19 protein-coding genes and 1 pseudogene are annotated in these 24,534 nt (G+C 73.6%); 11 read left to right on the forward strand and 9 right to left on the reverse strand.

Going from position 1 to position 24,534, the window contains the following annotated elements:
- Positions 1-205: 205 nt before the first annotated feature.
- Positions 206-985: pseudogene (locus IE305_RS08470) on the forward strand (sugar phosphate isomerase/epimerase family protein); the annotation flags it as partial.
- Here IE305_RS08470 and IE305_RS08475 read toward each other — a convergent pair.
- Positions 870-1,844, reverse strand: coding sequence for an EamA family transporter (locus IE305_RS08475; protein WP_190128804.1), 975 nt, complete (start codon positions 1,842-1,844; stop codon positions 870-872). The pseudogene IE305_RS08470 and the gene IE305_RS08475 sit on opposite strands and share 116 nt — an antisense overlap.
- Positions 1,845-1,943: 99 nt before the next feature.
- On the opposite strand from IE305_RS08475, the gene IE305_RS08480 reads away from it, so the two are divergent.
- Both IE305_RS08480 and IE305_RS08485 read left to right on the forward strand, forming a co-directional pair.
- Positions 1,944-2,846, forward strand: a complete 903-nt coding sequence (locus IE305_RS08480; RefSeq protein ID WP_190128805.1) for a LysR family transcriptional regulator — start codon at positions 1,944-1,946, stop codon at positions 2,844-2,846.
- A 116-nt stretch (positions 2,847-2,962) separates the two neighbouring features.
- Positions 2,963-3,634: a hypothetical protein gene (locus IE305_RS08485; RefSeq protein ID WP_190128806.1), complete on the forward strand. Its 672-nt coding sequence runs from the start codon at positions 2,963-2,965 to the stop codon at positions 3,632-3,634.
- A 27-nt stretch (positions 3,635-3,661) separates the two neighbouring features.
- Here the strand turns inward: IE305_RS08485 and IE305_RS08490 are convergent, their stop codons facing one another.
- From IE305_RS08490 to speB, 3 genes are all read right to left on the reverse strand, one after another.
- Positions 3,662-5,092, reverse strand: coding sequence for a S28 family serine protease (locus IE305_RS08490; protein ID WP_190128807.1), 1,431 nt, complete (start codon positions 5,090-5,092; stop codon positions 3,662-3,664).
- Positions 5,093-5,213: 121 nt separating this feature from the next.
- A complete protein-coding gene (locus IE305_RS08495; RefSeq protein WP_190128808.1) occupies positions 5,214-8,966 on the reverse strand; it encodes an ABC transporter ATP-binding protein in 3,753 nt (1,250 codons plus the stop codon).
- Between the two features lie 214 nt (positions 8,967-9,180).
- A complete protein-coding gene (gene speB / locus IE305_RS08500) occupies positions 9,181-10,152 on the reverse strand; it encodes an agmatinase (RefSeq protein WP_190128809.1) in 972 nt (323 codons plus the stop codon).
- Between the two features lie 188 nt (positions 10,153-10,340).
- Between speB and IE305_RS08505 the strand changes: the two genes are divergently transcribed.
- A complete protein-coding gene (locus IE305_RS08505; RefSeq protein ID WP_190128810.1) occupies positions 10,341-11,150 on the forward strand; it encodes a phosphatase in 810 nt (269 codons plus the stop codon).
- A 23-nt stretch (positions 11,151-11,173) separates the two neighbouring features.
- On the opposite strand, the gene IE305_RS08510 is transcribed toward IE305_RS08505, so the two are convergent.
- The 4 genes from IE305_RS08510 to IE305_RS08525 all read right to left on the reverse strand — a co-directional run bounded on the left by IE305_RS08510 (position 11,174) and on the right by IE305_RS08525 (position 14,382).
- Positions 11,174-11,479, reverse strand: a complete 306-nt coding sequence (locus tag IE305_RS08510) for a hypothetical protein (RefSeq protein WP_190128811.1) — start codon at positions 11,477-11,479, stop codon at positions 11,174-11,176.
- A 2-nt stretch (positions 11,480-11,481) separates the two neighbouring features.
- The gene (locus IE305_RS08515; protein ID WP_190128812.1) at positions 11,482-12,408 is read right to left on the reverse strand and encodes an acyl-CoA thioesterase; all 927 of its coding nucleotides are present in this window, start codon (positions 12,406-12,408) and stop codon (positions 11,482-11,484) included.
- Positions 12,409-12,428: 20 nt separating this feature from the next.
- Positions 12,429-13,586: an acyl-CoA dehydrogenase family protein gene (locus tag IE305_RS08520; protein ID WP_190128813.1), complete on the reverse strand. Its 1,158-nt coding sequence runs from the start codon at positions 13,584-13,586 to the stop codon at positions 12,429-12,431.
- 154 nt (positions 13,587-13,740) lie between these two features.
- On the reverse strand, positions 13,741-14,382 hold the full coding sequence (locus IE305_RS08525; protein ID WP_190128814.1) for an SACE_7040 family transcriptional regulator: 642 nt from the start codon (positions 14,380-14,382) through the stop codon (positions 13,741-13,743).
- 103 nt (positions 14,383-14,485) lie between these two features.
- Here IE305_RS08525 and IE305_RS08530 point away from each other — a divergent pair, with 103 nt between their 5' ends.
- The 7 genes from IE305_RS08530 (at position 14,486) to glmS (ending at position 23,720) form a co-directional block, all read left to right on the forward strand.
- Positions 14,486-16,117, forward strand: coding sequence for a carboxyl transferase domain-containing protein (locus IE305_RS08530; protein WP_190128815.1), 1,632 nt, complete (start codon positions 14,486-14,488; stop codon positions 16,115-16,117).
- Positions 16,118-16,146: 29 nt separating this feature from the next.
- The gene (locus tag IE305_RS08535; protein WP_190128816.1) at positions 16,147-18,201 is read left to right on the forward strand and encodes an acetyl/propionyl/methylcrotonyl-CoA carboxylase subunit alpha; all 2,055 of its coding nucleotides are present in this window, start codon (positions 16,147-16,149) and stop codon (positions 18,199-18,201) included.
- Positions 18,198-19,145, forward strand: a complete 948-nt coding sequence (locus IE305_RS08540) for a hydroxymethylglutaryl-CoA lyase (protein ID WP_190128817.1) — start codon at positions 18,198-18,200, stop codon at positions 19,143-19,145. The genes IE305_RS08535 and IE305_RS08540 overlap by 4 nt, the downstream gene beginning before the upstream one ends.
- A gap of 9 nt (positions 19,146-19,154) precedes the next feature.
- Positions 19,155-20,324 carry an acyl-CoA dehydrogenase family protein gene (locus IE305_RS08545; RefSeq protein WP_190129002.1) on the forward strand — a complete coding sequence of 390 codons (1,170 nt, stop codon included), beginning with the start codon at positions 19,155-19,157 and terminating at the stop codon, positions 20,322-20,324.
- Between the two features lie 92 nt (positions 20,325-20,416).
- Positions 20,417-21,367 carry a DUF4429 domain-containing protein gene (locus IE305_RS08550; protein ID WP_190128818.1) on the forward strand — a complete coding sequence of 317 codons (951 nt, stop codon included), beginning with the start codon at positions 20,417-20,419 and terminating at the stop codon, positions 21,365-21,367.
- 127 nt (positions 21,368-21,494) lie between these two features.
- The gene (locus IE305_RS08555; protein WP_190128819.1) at positions 21,495-21,770 is read left to right on the forward strand and encodes a hypothetical protein; all 276 of its coding nucleotides are present in this window, start codon (positions 21,495-21,497) and stop codon (positions 21,768-21,770) included.
- 129 nt (positions 21,771-21,899) lie between these two features.
- Complete coding sequence (glmS, locus tag IE305_RS08560) at positions 21,900-23,720, forward strand: glutamine--fructose-6-phosphate transaminase (isomerizing) (RefSeq protein WP_190128820.1); 1,821 nt, start codon at positions 21,900-21,902, stop codon at positions 23,718-23,720.
- Between the two features lie 121 nt (positions 23,721-23,841).
- On the opposite strand, the gene IE305_RS08565 is transcribed toward glmS, so the two are convergent.
- Positions 23,842-24,363, reverse strand: coding sequence for a universal stress protein (locus tag IE305_RS08565; RefSeq protein WP_190128821.1), 522 nt, complete (start codon positions 24,361-24,363; stop codon positions 23,842-23,844).
- Positions 24,364-24,534: the final 171 nt, after the last annotated feature.

Raw genomic sequence — 24,534 nt, forward strand, 5'->3', positions numbered from 1 at the left:
GTTCCCCCCTGTCGGCCTCCTCCGAATCCCCCCGGATTCCCCCCTCGGGAGGTCCGACGCCAACTACGACCCACCACGGCCGTCCAGGGTTGCAGGGAATCCGAGCTGTTATCGTTCCGTTACTTACTGTAGGGAACACGTTTTCGCAGGGACGTTTCACTCCTCCCGCGGGCATGTCCCGCACCCGGGAGGGAACCGGTGGGTCATGAAACTGGCGTTCTCCACCCTCGGTGTCCCCGGCCTCCCCGTCCCCGACGTGGCGCGGCTCGCCACGGCCCACGGCTACGACGGCGTGGAGCTGCGCGCCCATCCGGAGGAGCCCCTCCACCCCGGCACCGGCCCCGCCGAACGCGCTGCCGCCGTCCGCGAGTTCGAGGCCGCCGGCGTGTCCGTGCTGGCCGTCGCCGGGTACGCCCGGGTGGCCGCCGCCGGGCCCGACGAACCCGTCCTGGACGAGCTCGCCGGCCTGGTCCGGCTCGCCGCCGACCTGGGCGCCCCGTACGTCCGCGTCTTCCCCGGCGGTGGCTCCCGCCCCGCCGCCGAGGCGGACGCCGACGCCGCGCGCCGGCTGGGCGCCGTGGCCCCGCTCGCCGCCGACGCCGGCGTCCACGTGCTGCTGGAGACCCACGACTCGCACCGCCGGGCCCAGGACGTGGTCCGCGTCCTGGGCCCGGTCGGCCACCACCACGTCGGCGCGCTGTGGGACGTGCTGCACACCTGGCTCGGCGGCGAGGAACCGGCCGTCAGCTTCCCCGCCCTCGCCCCCCATCTGGGCTACGTCCAGGTCAAGGACGTCGCCTCGGCCGAGGACACCGCGCCGCTGCCGCTGGGCTCCGGCGTCCTGCCCCTCGGCGCCTGCGTGGGCGCGCTCAGCCGGTCCGGCTGGAACGGCTGGCTGTGCTGGGAGTACGAGAAACGCTGGCACCCGCACGCGGCCGACTTCCCGCAACTGGCGGGACCGGGAGCGGAGTACCTGCGCGGCCTCGCCGCGGCCGCCCCGCGAACGACGTGACCGCCACCCCGCCGACCAGCAGCACCGCCGCGCACCAGCGCAGCGGGCTCACGCCCTCCCCCAGCACCAGCGCCGCCGACGACATCCCGAACACCGGCACGAGCAGCGAGAACGGGGCCACCACCGAGGCGTCGTAGGTGCGCAGCAGGAAGCCCCACCCGCCGAAGCCCAGCAGCGTCGCCACCCAGGCGACGAAGAGGACGGCGCCCACCCCGCCCCAGTCCATCGAGCGCAGCGCCGCCAGGTCGGCGGACGGGCCCTCGACCGCCAGCGACAGGAGCAGCAGCGGCAGGACCGGCACCGTGCTGATCCAGATCATGAAGCGCAGGGCGTCGGGCGGCGCGGCCTTGCGCGTGAGGACGTTGGAGACGCCCCAGGCGGCCGCCGCGAGGACCACCAGCGCGAACCCCAGGAGCGGCCCGGACGTGCCCTCGTCCACCGCCGCCACCACGACGCCGGCCAGCGCCACGGCCATGCCGGCCAGCCGCAGCCGCCCCGGCCGCTCGCCCAGCGCGGCGACGGCGAATGCCGCCGTGAAGACGGCCTGCGCCTGGAGCACCAGCGAGGCCAGGCCCGCCGGCATCCCCACGTGCATGCCGACGAACAGCAGCCCGAACTTGGCGACGCCCAGGGCCAGTCCGACCCCCACGATCCACCGCCACCGCACGGGTGGCGGCCCGGCGAAGAAGACGGCCGGCACGGCGGCGGCCAGGAAGCGCAGGGCGCAGAAGAGCAACGGCGGGAAGTGCCCCAGGCCGAGGTCGATGACGACGAAGTTCACGCCCCAGAGGGCGGTGACGAGCACCGCCAGGGCGATGTGGTGCGGACGCATGCGACGAGCATCACGCGCGGCAACCATGTAGCACCAGCACACAGTTCTTCATGATGGGATTCAGCAACGCTCACACATCAGCAGAGAGCGGGGACCCGCATGCTCGACCTGTCACGGCTGCGCGCCCTGTACGCCGTCTCGGTGCACGGCTCGGTGAGCGCCGCGGCCACCGCGCTGGGCTACACGCCCTCCGCGGTCTCGCAGGCGATATCCAAGCTGGAGCGCGAGACCCGCACCACGCTCCTGGAGCGCCGGGGCCGCGGCGTGGCGCTGACCGACGCGGCCGAGCACCTCGCCGCGACGGCACGGGACGTGCTGGGCCTGGTCGAACGGGCCGAGACGGAGCTGGAGGAGCGCCGCGGGCAGCCGGCGGGGCAGCTGCACATCGGCGCCTTCCCGTCCGCGGCCCGCGGCCTGTTGCCGCCCGTCCTGGCCGCGCTGGCCCGCGCGCACCCCGGCGTCGACGCCCGCCTCTCCGAGATCGAGCCGCACGTGTCGGTCGACCTGGTGGCGCAGGGCGTGCTCGACCTGGCCGTGGCCTTCGAGTGGGACACCGAGCCGCTGCCGGCCCCGGACGGGCTGGAACGGGCCCCCGCGGGGGAGGACACCTGCGACCTCCTGGTGCCCGCGGGCCACCCGCTGGCCGCCCGGGACCGGCTGTCCCCGGCCGACCTGGCGCACGAGCGCTGGATCCACCAGCCGCCCGGCAGCGTCTGCCACGACTGGCTCGTACGGACCCTGCGCACCGCCGGCAGCGAGCCCCTGCTGGCCCACCAGGCCGCGGAGAACCACACGCAGGTCGCGCTGGTCGCCGCCGGCCTGGGCATCGCCCTGATGCCCCGCCTGGGGGGCGGCCCGCTGCCGGACGGCGTCGTGGCCGTGCCGCTGGAGCCCGTGCCCGTAAGGAAGCTGTTCGCCTACTGGCGCCGTGATGCCGCCCGGCGGCCCGCGATCGTGGAGACCGTACGGCTCCTGCGGGCGCACCGGCCGTCCTCCCGCTGAGTCGCGCGCGCCGGGAACCCGTGGCGGGGAGCGTCCGTCCAAGGGAGCGCCGGTGATGACCTTGTGCGAGGTTCTGCGTACGCCTGGCGAGGTGTGCGGGTGCGGTGTAACTGTTGATGTTCGTCCGGCGGTTGGGGGAGGAGATGCGGCACCGCGCGCTGCCCGAGGCGCTGTTCGCGTTCACCGTGCTCTACGGCTCCTGGGCGCTGGCCGGTTGCCAGGCCGCGGGGCGGCCGGGCGCCGAGGCCGTGACGCAGCAGGAGGAGACCCGGGCGCCGGCCGGTCCGGGCCGGACCGGGGTCTTCCTCGGGCAGGGCACGTGCGCCGGCCGCGGGCGGACGGCGTTCACCGAGGTGGACTGCGCGTCCGGGCAGGCCACGGCGGCCGTGCTGGCCCGCTACTACGGTCCGCAGTCCGGGGGGCCGCGCTGCCCCGGGGAGACCGACTTCGTCCTGCACATCACCGCCGTCGACGCGGGCACGTCCGAGACGGACAGCGTCCCGGAGGGCTACGCCTGCATGCGCAACCTGCTTCCGCCCCACCCCGGCGACCCGGGCATGGGCGGAGGCCCGCTGACGGTGGTGGGCGACTGCGTCTACATGGAGCGGCACGGGGTGGTGAAGGAGACGGCGTGCGACGGCTCGCAGGAGCACGCGCCGGAGTACCGGGTCCGGAGCGAGGCGCTGCGGCGCGCCGACTGCCCGGCCGGCACCGACCTGTACGTACAGGTCGGCGGCGGGACACCCGTGGGGTGTGCCCGCCGCCTCGGTACCGGTGAGGAGCCCTAGAGGAGCCCTAGGAGCCCCGGGAGCGCGTCAGGGCCGCAGCGTGGCCTGGCGCTCGACGTCCTGCTTGTCCAGCTTGGCGTTGTACGGCGCCAGCGGCTGGGCCTTGCGGTCGTCGCCCTTCAGGGACGCCGGCGCGACACCCGCCCAGCGCAGCACCTCGGCCGTGGCCACCGCACGCTCGTCCGCGACGAGCTGCGCGATGTTCGAACCGTGGTTGCCGCCCGGCGCGTAGAAGCGGTAGTCGTGCCGGGCGGCGGCGTCACGGCCCAGGTGGAACGGTTCGGCGCTCCACGGGTCGTTCTGCCCGTACACGAACAGCATCTGCGTGCTCTTGTCGCGCACCCACCGGTCGACGTCGGCCATGGCGCCGGGGCGGAACGTCATCGGGATGTCGCGCGGCACGTAGGTGCGGGGCTGGTAGCTGTCCTTGTACCGCAGCAGGCCGCGCAGGTGGGCGAACTTGGGGCTCGGGGAGCCGAGCTGGGTGCCCGCCTGGTAGTAGTACGGGATGTACTTCTCCAGGCCCTGGTCGGTGTAGCCGTCGAAGCCGGAGATGGTGTCGATGAACTTGTACAGCTCGTCGGTGGACGCCTTGGTGGCGGGCACGGTCGGGCAGTCGCTCTGCAGGTGGTACTGCCAGAAGGCCCACACCAGGTCCAGCACGACGTTCTCGTAGGCCTTGTCGGCGCTGCCGACGGTCTTGAACGTCTTGCCGTTCTCCTTGGCCCACTTCTCGTAGCGCGGCACGATCTCGTCGCGGCGCTTGAGCGCCTCGCGCTGCACCGAGTTCAGCTGCGTGCGGCACGCCTTGTCGCCGACGGTGTCGAGGAAGCGGTCGTACGCCGAGTCCTCGTCGTTCACCACGTCGTTGGGCGCGACGTAGGCGATCGTGCCGTTCATGTCCTTGGGGTAGAAACGCCGGTAGTAGGTGGCCGTCATGCCGCCCTTGCTGCCGCCGGTGGCCAGCCAGTTCTTGCCGTAGACGGGCTTGAGGGCCTCGTACAGGCGGTGCTGGTCGCTGGCCGCCTGCCAGATGTCCAGCTTGGACCAGTCGGCCGGCTGCGGCCGGGACGGCGTGAAGAATCGGTACTCCATCGACACCTGGTTGCCGTCGACGATGCGCGTGGGCTCGGCGCGGCGCGGGTCGGTGGAGACGTTGTAGCCGGAGGTGTAGAACACGGTCGGCCGGTCGGTGGCCTTGTGCAGCAGGGTGAAGCGCTGCTTGAAGGTGCCCTTGGCCGGGTTGCGGTGGTCCACCGGCTGGACGTAGTTGAGGACGAGGTAGCGGTAGCCCTCGTAGGGCTTCTCCTCGACCAGGCTCATCCCCGGAATCTTGAGGATGCGTTCCTTGATGTCGGGCTGGGTGCCGGTGTTCGCCGCCCCCGCCGTGGCGCTGCCGGCCCCGACCGCCCCTATGGACATGGTCAGTGCCAGCAGGAGTCTGACAGCCTTGCGCATGCGTCCCTCCCCTGGGTTCGCAAAGGTCGCGGGCGAACCTACAGGTGGGGAGGGGCAGCACGCCAGGCCCGGCGGGGTTTCGCGTCCGCCGGGCCGTCCGTGGGGCCGTCGTGCGTGCCCGTCAGGCCGCCGGGACCGGCTCGCCCGTGAACGTGCGCCACAGGCGCGCGTAGGGGCCGTCCTGCGCCACGAGGCGGTCGTGCGGGCCGTCCTCGACGATACGGCCGCGGTCGAGGACCACGACGCGGTCGGCGCGGGCGGCGGTGGTGAGGCGGTGGGCGACCACCAGGGTCGTGCGGCGGCCCGCCAGGGCCTCGGTGGCCTGGTTCACCAGCGCCTCGGTGGCCAGGTCCAGCGCCGCGGTGGCCTCGTCCAGCAGCAGCACGTCGGGGTCGACGAGCTCGGCGCGGGCGAGCGCGATCAACTGCCGCTGTCCGGCGGAGAGGTTGCGGCCGCGCTCGGTCACCGGGTGCAGGTAGCCGCCGTCCAGGCCGGCGATCATCTCGTGGGCGCCCACGGCCCGCGCCGCCGCCTCCACCTCAGCGTCGGAGGCGTCCGGCCGCCCGTAGGCGATGGCGTCGCGCACGGTGCCGGGGAAGAGGTACGGCTCCTGCGGCACGACGCCGAGCCGGCGCCGGTAGCCGGCCGGCTCCAGCTCGCGCAGGTCGTGGCCGTCGACGCGGACGGTGCCGGACGTGGGGTCGTAGAACCGGGCCACGAGCTTGACGAGGGTGGACTTGCCCGCGCCCGTCTCGCCGACGAACGCCACCGTCTGGCCGGCGGGCACGGTCAGGGAGACGCCCTCCAGCGCCGGCTTGCCGTCGCCGCCGTAGCGGAACGACACGTCGTCGAGGACGACCTCGCCCTTGAGGGCGGTGACCTCGCGCGGCCGCTCCGCCACCGGGGTCGTGGTGGGCTCGCGCAGCAGCTCCTGGACGCGGCCCAGGGAGACGGTGGCCTGCTGGTAGCCGTCGAAGACCTGCGACAGCTGCTGCACGGGGGCGAAGAACAGGTCGATGTACAGCAGGTAGGCCACCAGGGCGCCCGCCGTCAGCGTCCCGTCGTGCACCCGGCCCGCGCCCACGATGAGCACCGCGGCCGCGGCCACGGACGACAGCAGCTGCACGAAGGGGAAGTACACCGATATGAGCCACTGGCCGTGCACGCGCGCGTGCCGGTAGGCGTCGCTACGGGCGGCGAAGCGCCGCCTGCCGTCGGCCTCGCGGCGGAACGCCTGGAGCACGCGCAGCCCGGCCACGCTCTCCTGGAGGTCGGCGTTGACCGTGCCGACGCGCTCCCGGGCCAGCTCGTACGCCTTGACGCTCTGCCGCCGGAACCACACGGTACCCACGACGAGCGGCGGCAGGGTGGCGAAGACGACCAGGGCGAGCTGGACGTCGATGACGAGCAGGGCGACGAGGATGCCCAGGAAGGTGAGGACGGAGACGACGGCGGTGACCAGACCGGTCTGGAGGAACGACGACAGGGCGTCCACGTCGGTGGTCATCCGCGTCATGATGCGGCCGGTCAGCTCGCGCTCGTAGTAGTCCAGCCCCAGCCGCTGCAACTGCGCGAAGATCTTGACGCGCAGCGCGTACAGCACGCGCTCGCCCGTCCGGCCGGTCACGCGCGTCTCGCCGATCTGCGCCGCCCACTGGGCCAGCACCACGAGCAGCGCCAGACCGGAGGCCGCCCACACCGCGCCCAGCGCCAGGCGCTGCACGCCCTGGTCGATGCCGTGCCGGATCAGGACGGGCAGCAGCAGCCCGGCCACCGCGTCGGTGGCCACGAGCAGCAGGGCGAGGCCCAGGGGCGCCCAGAAGCCGTGCAGCAGCCGCCGGAGGCCGTACGACTCCTCCGGCCGGGCGGCGTGCTCCTCGTCCACGTCGGGCGTGTCGGTGGCCGGCGGCAACGCCTCGACGCGGGCGAGCAGCTCGGGCGTGGCGGGGCTGCCGGCGGCGGCGGCACGGGCCGCGGGACGGCCGTCGGTCTCCTTGCGGGCCCACAGGTGCGGGGTGACGCCGTCCACGGCGCCGTCCACCGCGCCGTCCACCGCGCCGTCCACGGCGCCGTCGGCGGTACGGGCGGCGGTGGGGGCGGCCGCCAGGCCCGCGGGGTCCCTCGGGACGCCCGCGAGCTCCTCGGGGTCGGTCAGCAGCCGCCGGTAGACCTCGCAGCGCTCCTGGAGCTCCTCGGCCGTGCCCACGTCCACCAGGCGGCCCCCGTCGAGCACGGCGATGCGGTCGGCGAGGGCGAGCGTGGAGGCCCGGTGGGCGATGAGGAGGGTGGTGCGGCCGGCCATGACGCCGCGCAGCGCCTCGTGGATCTCGTGCTCCACGCGCGCGTCCACGGCGGAGGTGGCGTCGTCGAGCAGCAGCAGCCGCGGGTTGGTGAGGATGGCGCGGGCCAGGGCGATGCGCTGGCGCTGGCCGCCGGAGAGCGTGAGGCCCTGCTCGCCGACCTTGGTGTCGTAGCCGTCGGGCAGGCGGGAGACGAAGCCGTCGGCCTGTGCGGCGCGCGCGGCGGCCCGGACCTGTTCGTCGGTGGCGCCGGGGACGCCGTAGGCGATGTTGTCGCGGATGCTGTCGGAGAACAGGAAGCTGTCCTCGGGCACCATGCCGATCGCGGCCCGCAGCGAGGACAGCGTCAGGTCCCGCACGTCGTGGCCGCCGACGCGGACGGTGCCGGCGGTGGCGTCGTAGAAGCGCGGCAGCAGCAGCGCGAGGGTGGACTTGCCGCTGCCGGAGGCACCGACGACGGCGAGGGTCTCGCCCGGGGCGATGCTCAGCGTCAGGTCGTCCAGGACGGGCCGCTCGGGGTCGTAGCCGAAGCGGACGTGGTCGAACTCGACGGTGGCGGGGGCGTCCGCGGGCAGGTCGTGCGCCTCGGCACGCTCGGTCACCACCGGTTCGGTGTCGATGAGCTCCAGGACGCGCTCGACGCCGGCCCGCGCCTGCTGCCCGACCGTGAGCACCATCGTCAGCATCCGCACCGGGCCGACGAGCTGCGCGAGGTAGGTGGAGAACGCCACGAAGGTGCCGAGGGTGACCTGGCCGCGGGTGGCCATCCAGCCGCCGAGCGCCAGCATGGCGACCTGCCCGAGGGCGGGCACGGCCTGGAGGGCGGGGGTGTAGCGGGAGTTGAGGCGCACGGTGCGCATACGGGCGGCGAACAGCTCGCGGCTCGCGTCCCGCAGCTTGGCGGCCTCCTGCTCCTCCTGGCCGAAGCCCTTGACCACGCGGACGCCGCCGACGGCGCCGTCCACGACGCCCGCGACGGCCGCCGCCTGCGCCTGGGCGTACCAGGTGGCGGGGAAGAGCTTCACGCGGCTGCGCCGGGCGAGGAACCAGAGGGCGGGCGCCACGGCGAGGGCGACGACGGTCAGCAGCGGCGACAGCCAGGCCATCACGCCGAGCGAGATGAGGAAGAGCAGGATGTTGCCGATCATCATCGGCAGCATGAAGAGCAGGCTCTGGATGAGCTGGAGGTCGCTGGTGGCCCGGCCGACGACCTGCCCGGTGGACAGCTCGTCCTGCCGCCGGCCGTCGAGGCGGGCGATGGACCGGTACATCTCGGTGCGCAGGTCGTGCTGGACGTCGAGCGCGAGACGCCCGCCGTAGTAGCGGCGGACGTAGGTCAGCGCGTAGACGACGACCGCGGCGGCCACCAGGAGGGCCGCCCAGGGGGCGAGGGGACGGTCGCCGCTGCCTATGACGTCATCGATGATCAGCTTGGGTATGAGCGGGACCAGCGCCATGACGGCCATGCCGGCGAGGGAGGAACCCAGCGCCAGCACCACGGTGCTCCGGTAGCGCCAGCAGTAGCCGGCGAGCCGCCTGGCCCACCCCTCACCGTCCGTGTCCCTCGCCGCCACCCGTGGCCTCCCCGTTCGCGTCCGTTGCTGCCGGTCGTGCCGGCTGCTGCCGACGGAAGGCCCCAACGTCGCGCAGGGCGGATTTCATCCCGCTGCAACACGCTCGGGGCGGCACGGGGGTGCGGCGGGGGCGCGGGAAAGGCGCGAGGGCGCGTGGTGGAGCCACGCGCCCTCGGACGGGGGCCGGGGGCCGGCCACGGGGCCGGCGACCGGTTCAGCCGCGCGACGCGGCGATCTGCCGCGACATGATCGTCGTCAGCTCGTACGCCGTGTGCGAGGCCGCGACCGAGGTCAGCTCGGCGTGGTCGTAGGCCGGGGCGACCTCCACCACGTCCGCCGAGACCAGGTGGCAGTCGGCCAGGCCGCGGATGATCTCCAGCAGCTCGCGCGAGGTGAGGCCGCCGGCCTCCGGGGTGCCGGTGCCGGGCGCGTGCGCCGGGTCGAGGACGTCGATGTCGATCGAGATGTACAGCGGCCGGTCGCCGATGCGCTGGCGCAGCTGGTCGGCCACCTCGTCGACGCCGCGCCGCATGACGTCGGCGGACGTGACGATGCCGAAGCCCATCTTGGCGTCGTCGTCGAGGTCCTTCTTGCCGTAGAGGGGACCGCGGGTGCCCACGTGGGAGAGCGCCTCGGTGTCGAGGATGCCCTCCTCGACGGCGCGCCGGAACGGCGTGCCGTGGGTGTACTCGGCGCCGAAGTAGGTGTCCCAGGTGTCCAGGTGCGCGTCGAAGTGGAGCAGGGCGACGGGGCCGTGCTTCTTGGCCACCGAGCGGAGCAGCGGCAGGGCGATGGTGTGGTCGCCGCCGAGCGTCATCAGGCGGGCGCCGGTGCCCACCAGGTCGTCGGCCGCGGCCTCGATCGTCTCGACGGCCTCGTTGATGTTGAACGGGTTGGCCGCGATGTCACCGGCGTCCGCGACCTGGGCCAGGGCGAACGGCGACGCGTCCTGCGCCGGGTTGTACGGGCGCAGCAGGCGGGACGCCTCGCGGATGGCGTTGCCGCCGAAGCGGGCGCCGGGCCGGTAGGAGACGCCGGTGTCGAAGGGCACGCCCACGACGGCGACGTCGGCGGTGCCGACCTCGTCCAGGCGGGGCAGGCGGGCGAAGGTCGCGGGGCCGGCGTAGCGGGGGACGCGGGAGGAGTCGACGGGGCCGCGCGGTTCACGGGGGGCGGGGGTGGTCATGCGGGTCTGCCTCTCGGATCACGGACGGGCCGCCGACGGGTCACGGTCGCGTCAACGTCGGAGCGGCGGGCGGGGTCGCACCTGAGAGGGTAGGCAGGCGGGCCGGACGCGCACATGTACGGAATTGCGCGGTCCGGCCGCTTCATATGGACAGTACGTCCATCGCGCTTCCGGGGGAGAATGACGCCATGCCGATACCACCCAGCCGCAGCGAACTGATCGGTCATCTCGTGCGCACGCGCATCGCGGGACCGGTGGCCACTCCGCGGGAGAACAACCTGGAGCACTACCGCCGGCTGGCCCAGGGCGACCGCCACCACTGGCTGGGCGTGGAGCTGGGCGACCGCTGGCGGGACGAGCAGGACGTCCTCGCGGTGATGGCCGAGCGCTGCGGCGTCAGCGACGACCTGGAGCACCGGGCGGGCCAGGACACCATCGACCCGGAGCTGACGGTGGCGGCGCTGGAGCGGGCCGCGGTGCTGCTGCGGGAGGCGGCGGCCGGCCGGCGGCGGGTGCTGCTGGCCACCGGCCACCCGGGCGGGCTGCTGGGCCTGCACGCCACGACGGCGGTCGCGCTGCGCGCGGCCGGCTGCGAGCTGGTCGCGGTGCCGCCGGGCGTCGTGGCGGACGAGGGCCAGGTGCACCAGGTGGCGGACGTGGCGGTGTACGAGCGCGGCGCCACCCTGTGGCACACCCACTCCCCGAACCCGATGGCGGCGGTCCTGGACGCCCTGGTGGCCACCGGGCGGCCGCTGCCCGACCTGGTGGTGGCCGACCACGGCTGGGCGGGCCTGGCGGCCCAGCGCGGCATCCCCGCCGTGGGCTACGCCGACTCCAACGACCCGGCCCTCTTCCTCGCCGAGGCCGAGGGCACGCTGCGGGTGGCGGTGCCGCTGGACGACCACGTCGAGCCCAGCCACTACGTGCCGATGACCGCGTACCTGCTGGCCGCGGCGGGCCTGCCGCGGCAGGAGCGGACGGCGGCGCCGGTCGGCTGACCCCGGGACGGCCGGGCGGGCCGTCAGCCGGCCGCCCGGTCCCAGCGGCCGTTCCAGCCCTTCACGCAGCACCAGGTGCCGCCGTAGAGGCAGGCCACCTCGGCGCCGCGGTAGCCCGCCCAGCCCACGATCTTCGGCACGCCGGTGACGTCGACCAGCCGGTCGTGCGCGTAGAACAGCACCACGGCGCCCAGAACGATGGCCAGCAGTCCCCCGGCGATCAGCAGCCCCCTGACGACGGCGCTCATGGGCACCGTCCGCGCCGCGCCCGTCTCCGTCGCTGTCCCCGTCGTCCCCGCCATCCCCGCCCCTTCCGTGCTCGCGAACAACCTTACGAGCGTACCCGTTTGCGAGGTATGCGGATGAGGCCCTCCTGGATGACCGAGACGGCCAGCCGGCCGTCGGCGGTGAAGATGCGGCCGCGGGCGAGGCCCCGGCCGCCCTGCGAGGTGGGGCTCTCCTGGTCGTACAGCAGCCACTCGTCGGCGCGGAACGGCCGGTGGAACCACATGGCGTGGTCCAGGCTGGCGCCCACCACGTCACCGACCGCCCAGCCGCCGCGCCCGTGGGCCAGCAGCACCGAGTCGAGGAGCGTCATGTCGGAGACGTAGGTGGCCAGGCAGATGTGCAGGTGCGGGTCGCCCCACGGCGCGTCGGGGCCGGGCTCGTCGGCCACCTTGCCGTTGGTGCGGAACCACACCTGGGACGTGGGCCGGCGCGGCTCCCCCGCGCTGGCGAACGGCGGCTCGTCCACGTACCGCAGGTCGACGGCCTGCCGGGCGCGCAGAATCTGCTCCACGGTGTCCTGCCCGCCCAGCCGCTCCGCGTAGCGCGGCAGCAGCTCGGCGGCGGTGGGCAGGGTGTCCGGGTCGGGGGCCGGCGGCATGGCCTCCTGGTGCTCCAGGCCGTCCTCGGCGCGCTGGAACGACGCGGACAGGTGGAAGATCGGCACGCCGTGCTGCACGGCCACCACGCGCCGGGTGGTGAAGGAGACGCCGTCGCGGATGCGGTCGACCGTGTAGACGATGGGCGCCGAGGGGTCCCCGGGGCGCAGGAAGTACGAGTGCAGGGAGTGCGCGACGCGGTCGGCGGGGACGGTGCGGCCGGCGGCCATCAGGGCCTGCGCGGCGACCTGCCCGCCGAAGACGCGCGGGACGAGCACGGCGCGGCCGGTGCGGCCGCGGTAGATGTTCTCCTCGATCCGCTCCAGGTCGAGCAGGGCCAGGAGCTTGTCGAGGGGGGTGCGGGGCTCGCTCATCTCATGTCACTCATCTCGCGTCACAGACCCATCGACTTGGCGATGATGGACCGCATGACCTCGCTGGTGCCGCCGTAGATGCGGGTGACGCGGGCGTCGGCGTACAGGCGGGCCACGGGGTACTCCATCATGTAGCCGTAACCGCCGTGCAGCTGGAGGCACTTGTCGATGACGACGGCCGCCCGCTCGGTGGTGAACAGCTTCGCGGAGGCGGCGTCGGCGGCGGTGAGCTCCCCGGCGTCGTGCGCCTCCAGGGCCCGGTCCACGACCGCCTGCATGGCGTCGACCTCGGCCTTGCAGTCGGCCAGGACGAACTTGGTGTTCTGGAAGGAGGCCACGGTGCGGCCGAAGACGGTGCGTTCGGCCACGTAGGCGCGGGCGAACTCCAGGGCCGCGGCGGACTGCGCGTAGGCGCTCACGGCGATGCCCAGGCGCTCCTGCGGCAGGTTGTGGGTGAGGTACGCGAACGCCCGGCCCTCCTCGCCGAGCCGGTCCGCCACCGGCACCCGTACGTCGTCGAAGAACAGCTCGGCGGTGTCGGAGCTGTGCAGGCCGAGCTTCTCCAGCTTGCGGCCGACCGAGTAGCCGGGCGCGGAGGCGTCGACGACCAGGAGCGTGATGCCGCCGCGGCGGTCCTCCGCGGTGGGCGGGGCGGTGCGGGCGCAGACGATGACGCGGTCGGCCTGGACGCCGCCGGTGATGAAGGTCTTGGCGCCGTTGAGCACGTAGTGCGTGCCGTCGCCGGACAGCCGGGCGGTGGTCGTCATGCCGGCCAGGTCGGAGCCGGTGCCGGGCTCGGTCATGGCGATGGCCGTCATCATGTCGCCGGAGACGAAGGACGGCAGCCAGCGCCGCTTCTGCTCCTCGGTGCCGTACGCCAGGAAGTAGGGCAGGCACAGGGCGGTGTGCACGCTGCTGCCGCCGAAGCTGACGCCGGCGCGGGCGCACTCCTCCGTGATGACGGCGTGGAACTTGAAGCTGCCCTGCCCGGCGCCGCCGTACTCCTCGGGCACGCCGATGCCGAAGACGCCCAGCGCGCCGAGTTTCTTGTAGAACTCGCGGGGTACGGCGCCGGCCCGGCGCCAGTCGTCGTAGTGCGGGACGACCTCCATGGCGATGAACTCGCGGATGGTCGCCCGGAACGCCTCGTGGTCCTCGTCGAAGACGGTGCGTCGCATCGCTGCTGCCCTCCCGTGCGGGCTCCGCCAGGAGCCGCCGCTTCACAAGCGCTTGCTCAGCGAAGTTACCGGCCGGTCAGATCGGCTGTCCATATCCGGCCGGCCATCGGGACAACCATCCGGCGCGGCATCCGGCCGGCCGGCGCCCCGGGCGTCAGTCCTCCAGGAGGGGCGACGGGCCCAGTGCGTCGAGCGCGCCCAGCGCGAGCCGGCGCAGGAGCGCGGCCATGGCCTCGCGCCCCGGGAGCGCGCCCGGGCGCCCGAGGTGCGGCGTGGAGTTGAGCAGGCCGAAGACGGCGTGCACGGCGGCGCGCGCCTCCACCTCCAGGGCGCGCGGGTGCAGCTCGCGCACCACCTCGACCCACAGCTCCACGTACTGCCGCTGGAGCGAGCGCACCAGCTTGCGGTCGCTGTCGCGGAGCTGGCCGAGCTCCCGGTCGTGGAGGGTGATCAGCGCCCGGTCGTCCAGGGCGAAGTCGATGTGGCCGTCGATCAGCGCGTACAGCACCTCCCGGGGCGGGGCCCCGGCCTCGGCCGCCTCGGCGACGCGGCGCCGGCCGCCGGTGAAGAGCCGGCCGCTGATGCCCACCAGCAGCTCCGCGAGCATCGCGTCCTTGCCGGCGAAGTGCCGGTAGAGCCCCGGCCCGCTGATGCCGACGGCCGCGCCTATCTCGTCCACGCCGACCCCGTGGAAGCCGCGCTCGGCGAAGAGCCGGGCGGCCTCGCGGAGGATCTGCTCGCGGCGGGTGGGGGCGGGGAGCCCGGCGGAGGGGCGGGCGGCGGCTGCGTCTTTCACGCACGTAATTCTAGACAGCCGCCGTTAATGGTCGTTAACCTGAAGGCATCTGTTAACGCTCATTAACCGAGCGCGCGTGAACGGGCAAGGGGGCTCGAGTTCCATGCAGCAGGCACCGGTGCTGGAGAGCAGCGCCGATCCGTCGTCGGCGGCCTGGCGGGCCAACGAGGCGGCGCATCGGGAGCTGACGGAGGAGCTGCGGCGGCGGCTGGCCGCCGCGCGGCTCGGCGGCGGCGAGAAGGCACGGGCACGGCACACCGCGCGCGGCAAGCTGCTCCCGCGCGACCGGGTCGACGCGCTGCTGGACCCGGGCTCGCCGTTCCTGGAGATCGCGCCGCTGGCGGCCGAGGGGATGTACGACGGCGCGGCACCGGCCGCGGGCGTGATCGCCGGCATCGGGCGGGTCTCGGGCCGCGAGGTGGTGGTCGTCGCCAACGACGCCACCGTCAAGGGCGGCACGTACTACCCCATGACGGTGAAGAAGCACCTGCGCGCCCAGGAGATCGCCCTGGAGAACCGGCTGCCCTGCGTCTACCTGGTGGACTCCGGCGGCGCCTTCCTCCCCATGCAGGACGAGGTCTTCCCCGACCGCGACCACTTCGGGCGGATCTTCTACAACCAGGCCCGGATGTCCGGCGCCGGCATCCCGCAGATCGCCGCCGTCCTCGGCTCCTGCACGGCGGGCGGCGCGTACGTGCCCGCCATGAGCGACGAGGCCGTGATCGTCCGCGGCCAGGGCACGATCTTCCTCGGCGGGCCGCCGCTGGTGAAGGCGGCCACCGGCGAGGTCGTCACGGCCGAGGAGCTGGGCGGCGGCGAGGTCCACTCCAAGGTCTCCGGCGTCACCGACCACCTCGCCGAGGACGACGCCCACGCGCTGCGCATCGTCCGCACCATCGCCGCCACGCTGCCCGCGCGCGGTGAGCTGCCGTGGGCCGTGGAGCCGGTGGAGGAGCCCAAGGCCGACCCGGCCGGGCTGTACGGCGTGGTGCCGGTGGACTCCCGCACCCCGTACGACGTCCGCGAGGTGATCGCCCGGCTGGTGGACGGCTCCCGGTTCGCCGAGTTCAAGGCCGAGTTCGGGCAGACGCTGGTGTGCGGCTTCGCCCGCGTCCACGGCCACCCGGTGGGCATCGTCGCCAACAACGGCATCCTCTTCTCGGAGTCCGCCCAGAAGGGCGCGCACTTCATCGAGCTGTGCGACCAGCGCGGCATCCCGCTGCTCTTCCTCCAGAACATCTCCGGCTTCATGGTCGGCCGCGACTACGAGGCCGGCGGCATCGCCAAGCACGGCGCCAAGATGGTCACCGCCGTCGCCTGCACGCGCGTGCCCAAGCTGACGGTGGTCATAGGCGGCTCGTACGGCGCCGGCAACTACTCGATGTGCGGCCGGGCCTATTCGCCGCGCTTCCTGTGGATGTGGCCCAACGCCAAGATCTCGGTGATGGGCGGCGAGCAGGCCGCGTCGGTGCTCGCCACCGTCAAGCGCGACCAGCTGGAGGCGCGCGGCGAGGAGTGGCCGGCGGAGGCCGAGGAGGCGTTCAAGGCCCCCGTCCGCGAGCAGTACGAGACCCAGGGCAACGCCTACTACGCCACGGCGCGGCTGTGGGACGACGGCGTCATCGACCCCCTGGAGACCCGCCAGGCCGTCGGCCTGGCCCTGACGGCCTGCGCCAACGCGCCCCTGCCCGCGAAGGACGCCGGCGCGCCGGGCTTCGGCGTCTTCCGGATGTGAGCGGAGTGAGGCGAGGAGTGAGGCAGCACATGTTCGAGACCGTCCTTGTCGCCAACCGGGGCGAGATCGCCGTACGGGTCATCCGTACGCTGCGCGCGCTGGGCATCCGTTCCGTCGCCGTGTACAGCGACGCCGACGCCGGCGCACGGCACGTCCGCGAGGCGGACACCGCGGTGCGGATCGGCCCCGCGGCCGCCGCGGAGAGCTATCTGTCCATACCGCGCCTGCTGGAGGCCGCCGAGCGGACCGGCGCGCAGGCCGTCCACCCCGGCTACGGCTTCCTCGCCGAGAACGCGGCCTTCGCGCGGGCCTGCGCCGAGGCGGGGCTGGTCTTCGTCGGCCCGCCCGCCGGCGCCATCGAGCTCATGGGCGACAAGATCCGCGCCAAGGAGACGGTGCAGGCGGCGGGCGTGCCGGTCGTGCCGGGCTCCTCGGGCAGCGGCCTGACCGACGCCCAACTGGTGGCCGCCGCCCAGAAGATCGGCATGCCCGTGCTGCTGAAGCCCTCGGCGGGCGGCGGCGGCAAGGGCATGCGGCTGGTGCGCGACGCCGCGGCACTGGGCGAGGAGATCGCCGCCGCGCGGCGCGAGGCGCGCGGCAGCTTCGGCGACGACACGCTGCTCGTGGAGCGGTGGATCGACCGGCCCCGGCACATCGAGATCCAGGTGCTCGCCGACGGCCACGGCAACGTGATCCACCTGGGCGAGCGCGAGTGCTCGCTCCAGCGCCGCCACCAGAAGATCGTCGAGGAGGCGCCCAGCGTCCTGCTCGACGAGGCCACGCGCGCGGCGATGGGCGCGGCGGCGGTCCAGGCGGCCCGCTCGTGCGGGTACAGCGGCGCCGGCACGGTGGAGTTCATCGTGCCGGGCGACGACCCGGCGTCGTACTACTTCATGGAGATGAACACGCGTCTCCAGGTGGAGCACCCGGTCACCGAGCTGGTGACGGGGCTGGACCTGGTCGAGTGGCAGCTCCGCGTCGCGGCGGGCGAGCCGCTGTCCGTGGCCCAGGAGGACATCACCCTGACCGGCCACGCCGTCGAGGCCCGCCTGTGCGCGGAGACGGCCCGCAAGGGACCGGGCGGCCGGGTCGACTTCCTGCCCTCGGCGGGCACGGTCCGCGTGCTGCGCGAACCGTCCGGCGAGGGCGTGCGCGTCGACTCGGGGCTCCTGGAGGGCTCCGAGGTCGGCACGTCGTACGACCCGATGCTCGCCAAGGTGATCGCCCACGGCCCGGACCGCGCCACGGCCCTGCGCCGGCTGCGGGCGGCCCTGGCGGACACGGTGGTCCTGGGCGTGGACACGAACGCGGCGTTCCTGCGGCGCCTGCTGGCGCACGAGGACGTGCGGTCGGGCGCCCTCGACACGGGCCTGGTCGACCGCGAGGCGGCGGCCCTGGTCAGGGACGAGGTGCCGGAGGAGGTGTACGTGGCGGCGGCGCTGCGGCGCCAGGCGGACCTGGCGCCCGTGGCGGCCGGCGGCACGTGGGTGGACCCCTTCTCGGTCCCCTCCGGCTGGCGCCTCGGCGGCGAGGCCGCCTGGGCCCACCACCACTTCCGCGCGCCGGGGCACACCCCGGTGACGGTCCGCGTCCGGGCCCGCGGCACGACGGGCGAGGCGGACGTCGTGGTGGGCGAGGCGGAGATGCCCCGCACGGCGAAGCTGCTGCACCACGGCGGGAACGGGGAGGGCCTCGGCTTCGAGCTCGACGGCGTCACCCACACGCTCACCGTGGCCACCGGCCCGGACGGCACGTGGCTGGCCCGGCACGGCGACACGTGGCACCTCCTCCCCCACGACCCCGTGGCGGCCACCGGCGGCGCGGCCGCCGCGCACGCCGGCACGCTCACCGCGCCCATGCCCGGCACCGTCACCGTCGTCAAGGCCGCCGTCGGCGACGAGGTCGCCGCCGGGCAGAGCCTCCTCGTCGTCGAGGCGATGAAGATGGAGCACGTCATCACCGCCCCGCACGCCGGCACCGTCACCGAGCTCGACGTCACCGCCGGCGGCACCGTCGCCATGGACCAGGTGCTGGCCGTGGTCACCCCGGCCGCGCCGGCCGGCGGCGCCCTGGAGGAGTCATGAGCGACACCGCCCGGCCGCTGCCGATGACCGTGCCGGACCCCTCCCTCCCGGCCCGGGTCCGCATCCACGAGGTGGGACCCCGCGACGGCCTGCAGAACGAGAAGACGGTCGTCCCCACGGAGGTCAAGGCGGAGTTCGTGCACCGCCTGGCCGACGCCGGCCTGGACACCGTGGAGGCGACCAGCTTCGTGCACCCCAAGTGGGTGCCGCAGCTGGCCGACGCCGAGCAGCTGATGCCGCTCCTGGCGGACGTGCCGGCCCGGCTGCCCGTCCTCGTGCCGAACCGGCGCGGCCTGGACCGCGCCCTGGCGCTGGGCGTGCGCGAGATCGCCGTGTTCGGCAGCGCCACCGAGGCGTTCGCGCGGGCCAACCTCAACCGCACGGTCGACGAGTCGCTGGAGATGTTCGCGCCGGTCGTGGCGGCCGCCCGGGAGGCGGGCGTACGGGTCCGCGGCTACCTCTCCATGTGCTTCGGCGACCCCTGGGAGGGTGCCGTCCCGGTCGCCCAGGTGGTGCGGGTCGCCCGCCGCCTGCTGGACCTCGGCTGCGACGAGCTCAGCCTCGGCGACACCATCGGCGTGGCCACTCCCGGGCACGTCACCGCCCTGCTCACCGAGCTGGGCGAGGCGGAGGTGCCCGCGGCCCGGCTCGCCGTGCACTTCCACGACACCTACGGCCAGGCCCTGGCCAACACCCTGGCGGCCCTGCGGTACGGCGTGACCACCGTCGACGCCTCCGCGGGCGGCCTCGGCGGGTGTCCGTACGCCAGGAGCGCCACCGGCAACCTGGCCACCGAAGACCTGGTGTGGATGCTCGACGGCCTCGGCATCCACACCGGCGTCGACCTCGGCCGTCTCACCGCCACGAGCGTGTGGATGGCCTCCCGGCTGGGCCGGCCCAGCCCGTCCCGGACCGTTCGCGCCCTCTCCCACCAGGAGCCCTGAGCCATGACGCTGGACCACCGCCTCGCCCCCGAGCACGAGGAACTCCGCCGCACCGTCGAGGAGTTCGCCCACGACGTCGTCGCACCGAAGATCGGCGACTACTACGAGCGCCACGAGTTCCCGTACGAGATCGTGCGGGAGATGGGCCGCATGGGCCTGTTCGGCCTGCCCTTCCCCGAGGAGTACGGCGGCATGGGCGGCGACTACCTGGCGCTGGGCCTGGTCCTGGAGGAGCTGGCCCGGGTGGACTCCTCCGTGGCCATCACCCTGGAGGCGGGCGTCTCCCTGGGCGCCATGCCGGTGTACCGGTTCGGCACCGAGGAGCAGAAGCGCACCTGGCTGCCGAGGCTGTGCTCCGGCGAGATGCTGGGCGCCTTCGGCCTGACCGAGCCCGACGGCGGCTCCGACGCCGGCGCCACGCGCACCACCGCCCGGCTCGACGAGACCACCGGCGAATGGGTGATCAACGGCACCAAGTGCTTCATCACCAACTCGGGCACCGACATCACGGGCCTGGTGACGGTCACCGCCGTCACCGGCCGCAAGCCGGACGGCCGCCCCGAGATCTCCGCGATCATCGTGCCCTCCGGCACCCCCGGCTTCACCGCCGCCCCGCCGTACTCCAAGGTCGGCTGGAACGCCTCGGACACCCGGGAGCTGTCCTTCTCCGACGTCCGCGTCCCGAAGGCCAACCTGCTGGGCGAGGAGGGCCGGGGCTACGCGCAGTTCCTGCGGATACTGGACGAGGGCCGGGTCGCGATCTCCGCGCTGGCCACCGGCCTCGCCCAGGGCTGCGTGGACGAGTCGCTGGCGTACGCCCGCACCCGCCGGGCCTTCGGCCGGCCGATCGGCGCCAACCAGGCCATCCAGTTCAAGATCGCCGACATGGAGATGCGGGCCCACACGGCCCGGCTGGCCTGGCGCGACGCCGCGTCCCGGCTGGTGCACGGCGAGCCGTTCAAGAAGGAGGCCGCGCTCGCCAAGCTCTACTCCTCCGAGATCGCGGTGACCAACGCCCGCGAGGCCACCCAGATCCACGGCGGCTACGGCTTCATGAACGAGTACCCCGTGGCCCGCATGTGGCGGGACGCGAAGATCCTGGAGATCGGCGAGGGCACGAGCGAGGTGCAGCGCATGCTCATCGCCCGCGAGCTGGGGATGGGGGACCTGGAGGCCTGAGTCCCCGGGTGTGGCGCGGCCCCGACGGACCGTCAGCTCCCGGCGCCGCAGCACTCCTTCCGCTCCCCCGCCGGCCTGCGAGAATTCCGTTCATGGCTGAGATCCTCCAGAACGACGGGACCTGGACCTTCGACGGCGAGACCATACGCATCGTGCCGGGGCGGGAGCGCGGCGTGCACCCGCTCCGCCAGGCGCTGGGCGAGCTCGCCGTCCCCCTCGCCGCCGTGGCCGGTGTGGCGCTCGAACCCGGCAAGCGCCGCGGCGGGCGGCTCCGGCTGCGGCTGCGCGCCGGGGCCGACCCGCTGACCCAGGCCGCCCGCGGCCGGCTGCCGGAGGCCGCGGACCCGTACCAGCTGACGGTGGAGGGGGACCGTTCCGGCGTCGCCGAGTACTTCGTCGAGGAGGTCCGCACCGCCCTGCTGCTGGAGCAGGTGCCCGCCGGGCCCGCGGACCGCTATCTGCTGCCGGGCCCGGACGTGCCGCTGTCGGTCAGCGCCGGCGACGGCACCGCGTCCTTCGACGGGGAGCGCGTCCGGCTGGAGTGGAACTGGACGACCGACGAGGACAAGCGGGCCACGGGCCCGCAGGAGATCGCCCTCGCGCAGATCGCGGCCGTGGAGTGGCTGCCCTCGGCCGGCCTGGAGAACGGCCACCTCCGCTTCCTGGTGCCCGGCGCCCCCTCGAAGGTCCGGGCCAAGCACGACCCGCACGCCGTGGAGCTGTACGGCTTCAAGAAGGACCCGCTGATGGCCCTGGTCGCCGCGGCCGTGACCGTACGGCTGCCGCACCCCTCGGCCGGCGCCCCGGCGGGCCCCGGCGCCGCCCCTGTGGCCGCACCCGGGACCGGCGCCCTGGCCGCCCCCGCCGTACCGCCGCAGCTGTCCGCTGCTCCGGCCCCCGCCCCGGCTGCGGAAGTGACGGACGCCGGTGATCACGACACCCTGCTGCGGCGCCTGCGCGAGCTGGGCGAGCTGCACCGGGCGGGCGTCCTCACGGACGACGAGTTCACGGCGGCGAAGCAGGCGATCCTGCGGAGTTTCTAGCCGCTTCTCGCTGCTTCTCCCCGTTCCTGCCCCTTTCCCACCCCTTTCTCCTCACATTCACTGGCACTCCTGCCCGAAATCGGGCAGGATTCTTGCGTAAATCGACCGTTCCCCTCAGTATCGACGGGTGCTCGAACGCCGCATGTCCCACGACGACCTGGTCGACCACCTGGTCCGCAGCACGCCGCTCCAGCGCGGCGAGGCCGCCCGGGTGGTGCTGGACGTGCTGGCGTACTTCGACGAGACGACGGAGGAGTTCGTCCGCCGCCGCCACCGCGAGCTCCAGTCCGGCGGACTGAACAACGCGGAGATCTTCGAGCGGATCGCGGCGGAGCTGCCGCACCGCGCGGTGGCACCACCCGAGCTCTCACTGCGGCAACTGCGCCGCATCGTCTACGGCTGACCGCGGCCGGGACCGGGCCCGGCGGCCCCGCACGGCCGCCGCGACGCCCCGTTCCCGCGCCACGTCACCGTTCCGTCGCCCGAACGGACGTCGTCCGGGCACCGCCAACGCTTACAGGGAGGGTCACCCATGTGTGGAATCGTCGGATACATCGGCAAGCGTGACGTCGCGCCGCTGCTGCTGGAGGGGCTGCAGCGGCTGGAGTACCGCGGCTACGACTCCGCCGGCATCGCCCTGCACTCCAGCGGCAAGGGCGGCGGCCTGAAGTCCGCCAAGGCCAAGGGCCGCGTCCGCGAGCTCGAGGCCCGGCTGCCCAAGCGCTTCGCCGGCACCACCGGCATCGCCCACACCCGCTGGGCCACCCACGGCGCGCCCAACGACGTCAACGCCCACCCGCACCTCGACGCCGAGGAGAAGGTGGCCGTCGTCCACAACGGCATCATCGACAACGCCGCCGAGCTGCGCACCCGGCTGACCGCCGAGGGCTTCACCTTCGTCTCCGACACCGACACCGAGGTCCTGGCCCACCTCATCGGCCGCTCCGAGGCCGCCACGCTGGAGGAGAAGGTCCGCGAGGCGCTGCGCCACATCGAGGGCACCTACGGCATCGCCGTCCTGCACGCCGACTTCCCCGACCGCATCGTCGTCGCCCGCAACGGCTCGCCGGTGGTTCTGGGCATCGGCGAGAAGGAGATGTTCGTCTCCTCCGACGTGGCGGCCCTGGTCAGCCACACCCGCCAGGTCGTCACCCTGGACGACGGCGAGATGGCCACCCTCAAGGCGGACGACTACCGCACCTACACCACCGAGGGCTCCCGCACCTCCGCCCAGCCGACCACCGTGGAGTGGGAGGCCGAGTCGTACGACATGGGCGGCCACGACACGTACATGCACAAGGAGATCCACGAGCAGGCCGACGCCGTGGACCGCGCGCTGCGCGGCCGCATCGACGACCGCTTCTCCACCGTGCACCTGGGCGGCCTCAACCTCGACGCCCGCGAGGCCCGCGCCGTGCGCCGGGTGAAGATCCTCGGCTGCGGCACCTCGTACCACGCCGGCCAGATCGGCGCGCAGATGATCGAGGAGCTCGCCCGCATCCCCGCGGACGCCGAGCCGGCCTCGGAGTTCCGCTACCGCAACCCGGTGGTCGACCCCGACACCCTGTACATCGCCGTGTCGCAGTCCGGTGAGACCTACGACGTGCTCGCCGCCGTCCAGGAGCTCAAGCGCAAGGGCGCCCGCGTGCTGGGCCTGGTGAACGTGGTCGGTTCCGCGATCGCCCGGGAGACCGACGGCGGCATCTACGTGCACGCCGGCCCCGAGGTCTGCGTGGTGTCCACCAAGTGCTTCACCAACATGGTGGTCTCCTTCGGCCTGCTCGCCCTGCACCTGGGCCGCACCCGCGACCTGTCCGTCGCGGACGGCAAGCGCATTCTGGCGGGCCTGCGCAAGCTCCCGGCCCAGATCGAGGAGATCCTGGCCAACGAGGCGCAGATCGAGGAGCTGGCCAAGGAGTACGCGGACGCCAAGTCGATGATGTTCATCGGCCGGGTGCGCGGCTACCCGGTGGCCCGCGAGGCGTCGCTGAAGCTCAAGGAGGTCTCGTACATCCACGCCGAGGCCTACCCGGCGTCCGAGCTGAAGCACGGCCCGCTGGCGCTGATCGAGCCCGCGATGCCGACGGTCGCCATCGTCCCGGACGACGAGCTGCTGGAGAAGAACCGCGCCGCGCTGGAGGAGATCAAGGCCCGCAGCGGCCGCATCCTGGCCGTCGCGCACAGCGTGCAGGAAAAGGCGGACCACACCATCGTGGTGCCGAAGAACGAGCACGAGCTCGACGCGATCCTCATGGGCATCCCGCTGCAGCTCTTCGCCTACTACACGGCCAAGGCCATGGGCCGCGACATCGACAAGCCGCGCAACCTGGCCAAGTCGGTCACGGTCGAGTAGGACCCGCGGCCTGAAGGCCCCCGAGCTCTCGGACCTGTCCGCACCTGTCCGCGACAGGTACGAGAGGACGGCTCTCCCGCGCTTTTCGCGCGGGGGAGCCGTCTGCCGTTTCCGGTGTTCTCTACGGAATGACCACGACCGGCCGCTGCGCGCGGCGCGCGAGGCGGCCCGCCACCGAGCCGAAGATCCGCCCGACGAGGCCGTGCGTGGAGCCGACGACGATGGCGTCGGCCGCGTACTCGCGCCCGACCTCCTCCAGTTCGTGGCAGATGTCGCCGCCCCGCTCCACCAGGATCCAGGGCACCTCGGACAGGTAGTCGGCGCAGGCCAGTTCCAGGCCGAGCACCTCGGTGCGGTGGTCGGGGACGTCCACGAAGACGGGGGGCTCGCAGCCCGCCCAGACGGTCGTGGGCAACCGGTTGGCGACGTGCACGATGATCAGCCCGGAGCCGGCGCGCCGGGCCATACCGATTGCATACGCAAGCGCTCGCTCGCTCGACGTGGAACCGTCGAAGCCCACCACGACGCCGTGCTGGAACGCCGGATCGCAGGAATGACGTGATTCTTCCGCCGCTGTGGGATGCGCCGTCTGATCGGCGATCCGCTTGCGGTCCGCGGGTTCGGGGAATTCGTGACCGGCCATCGGTGTCTCGGCGAAGGAAGCCCTCGGGCAGAGGGATCGACGGTGGACTGGTGTGGAGTTGTCGGAGGGGCGGCGCCTGCATCCCGAGTGGATCTTCGACGGGAAAATCCGTCCGGGATTCATCTTTTCAATCGCTTACCCCCCAGGGTACGGCGACACTCGCTGCCTGCC

Source organism: Streptomyces mashuensis (genome assembly GCF_014654785.1).
Taxonomy (GTDB): domain Bacteria; phylum Actinomycetota; class Actinomycetes; order Streptomycetales; family Streptomycetaceae; genus Streptomyces; species Streptomyces mashuensis.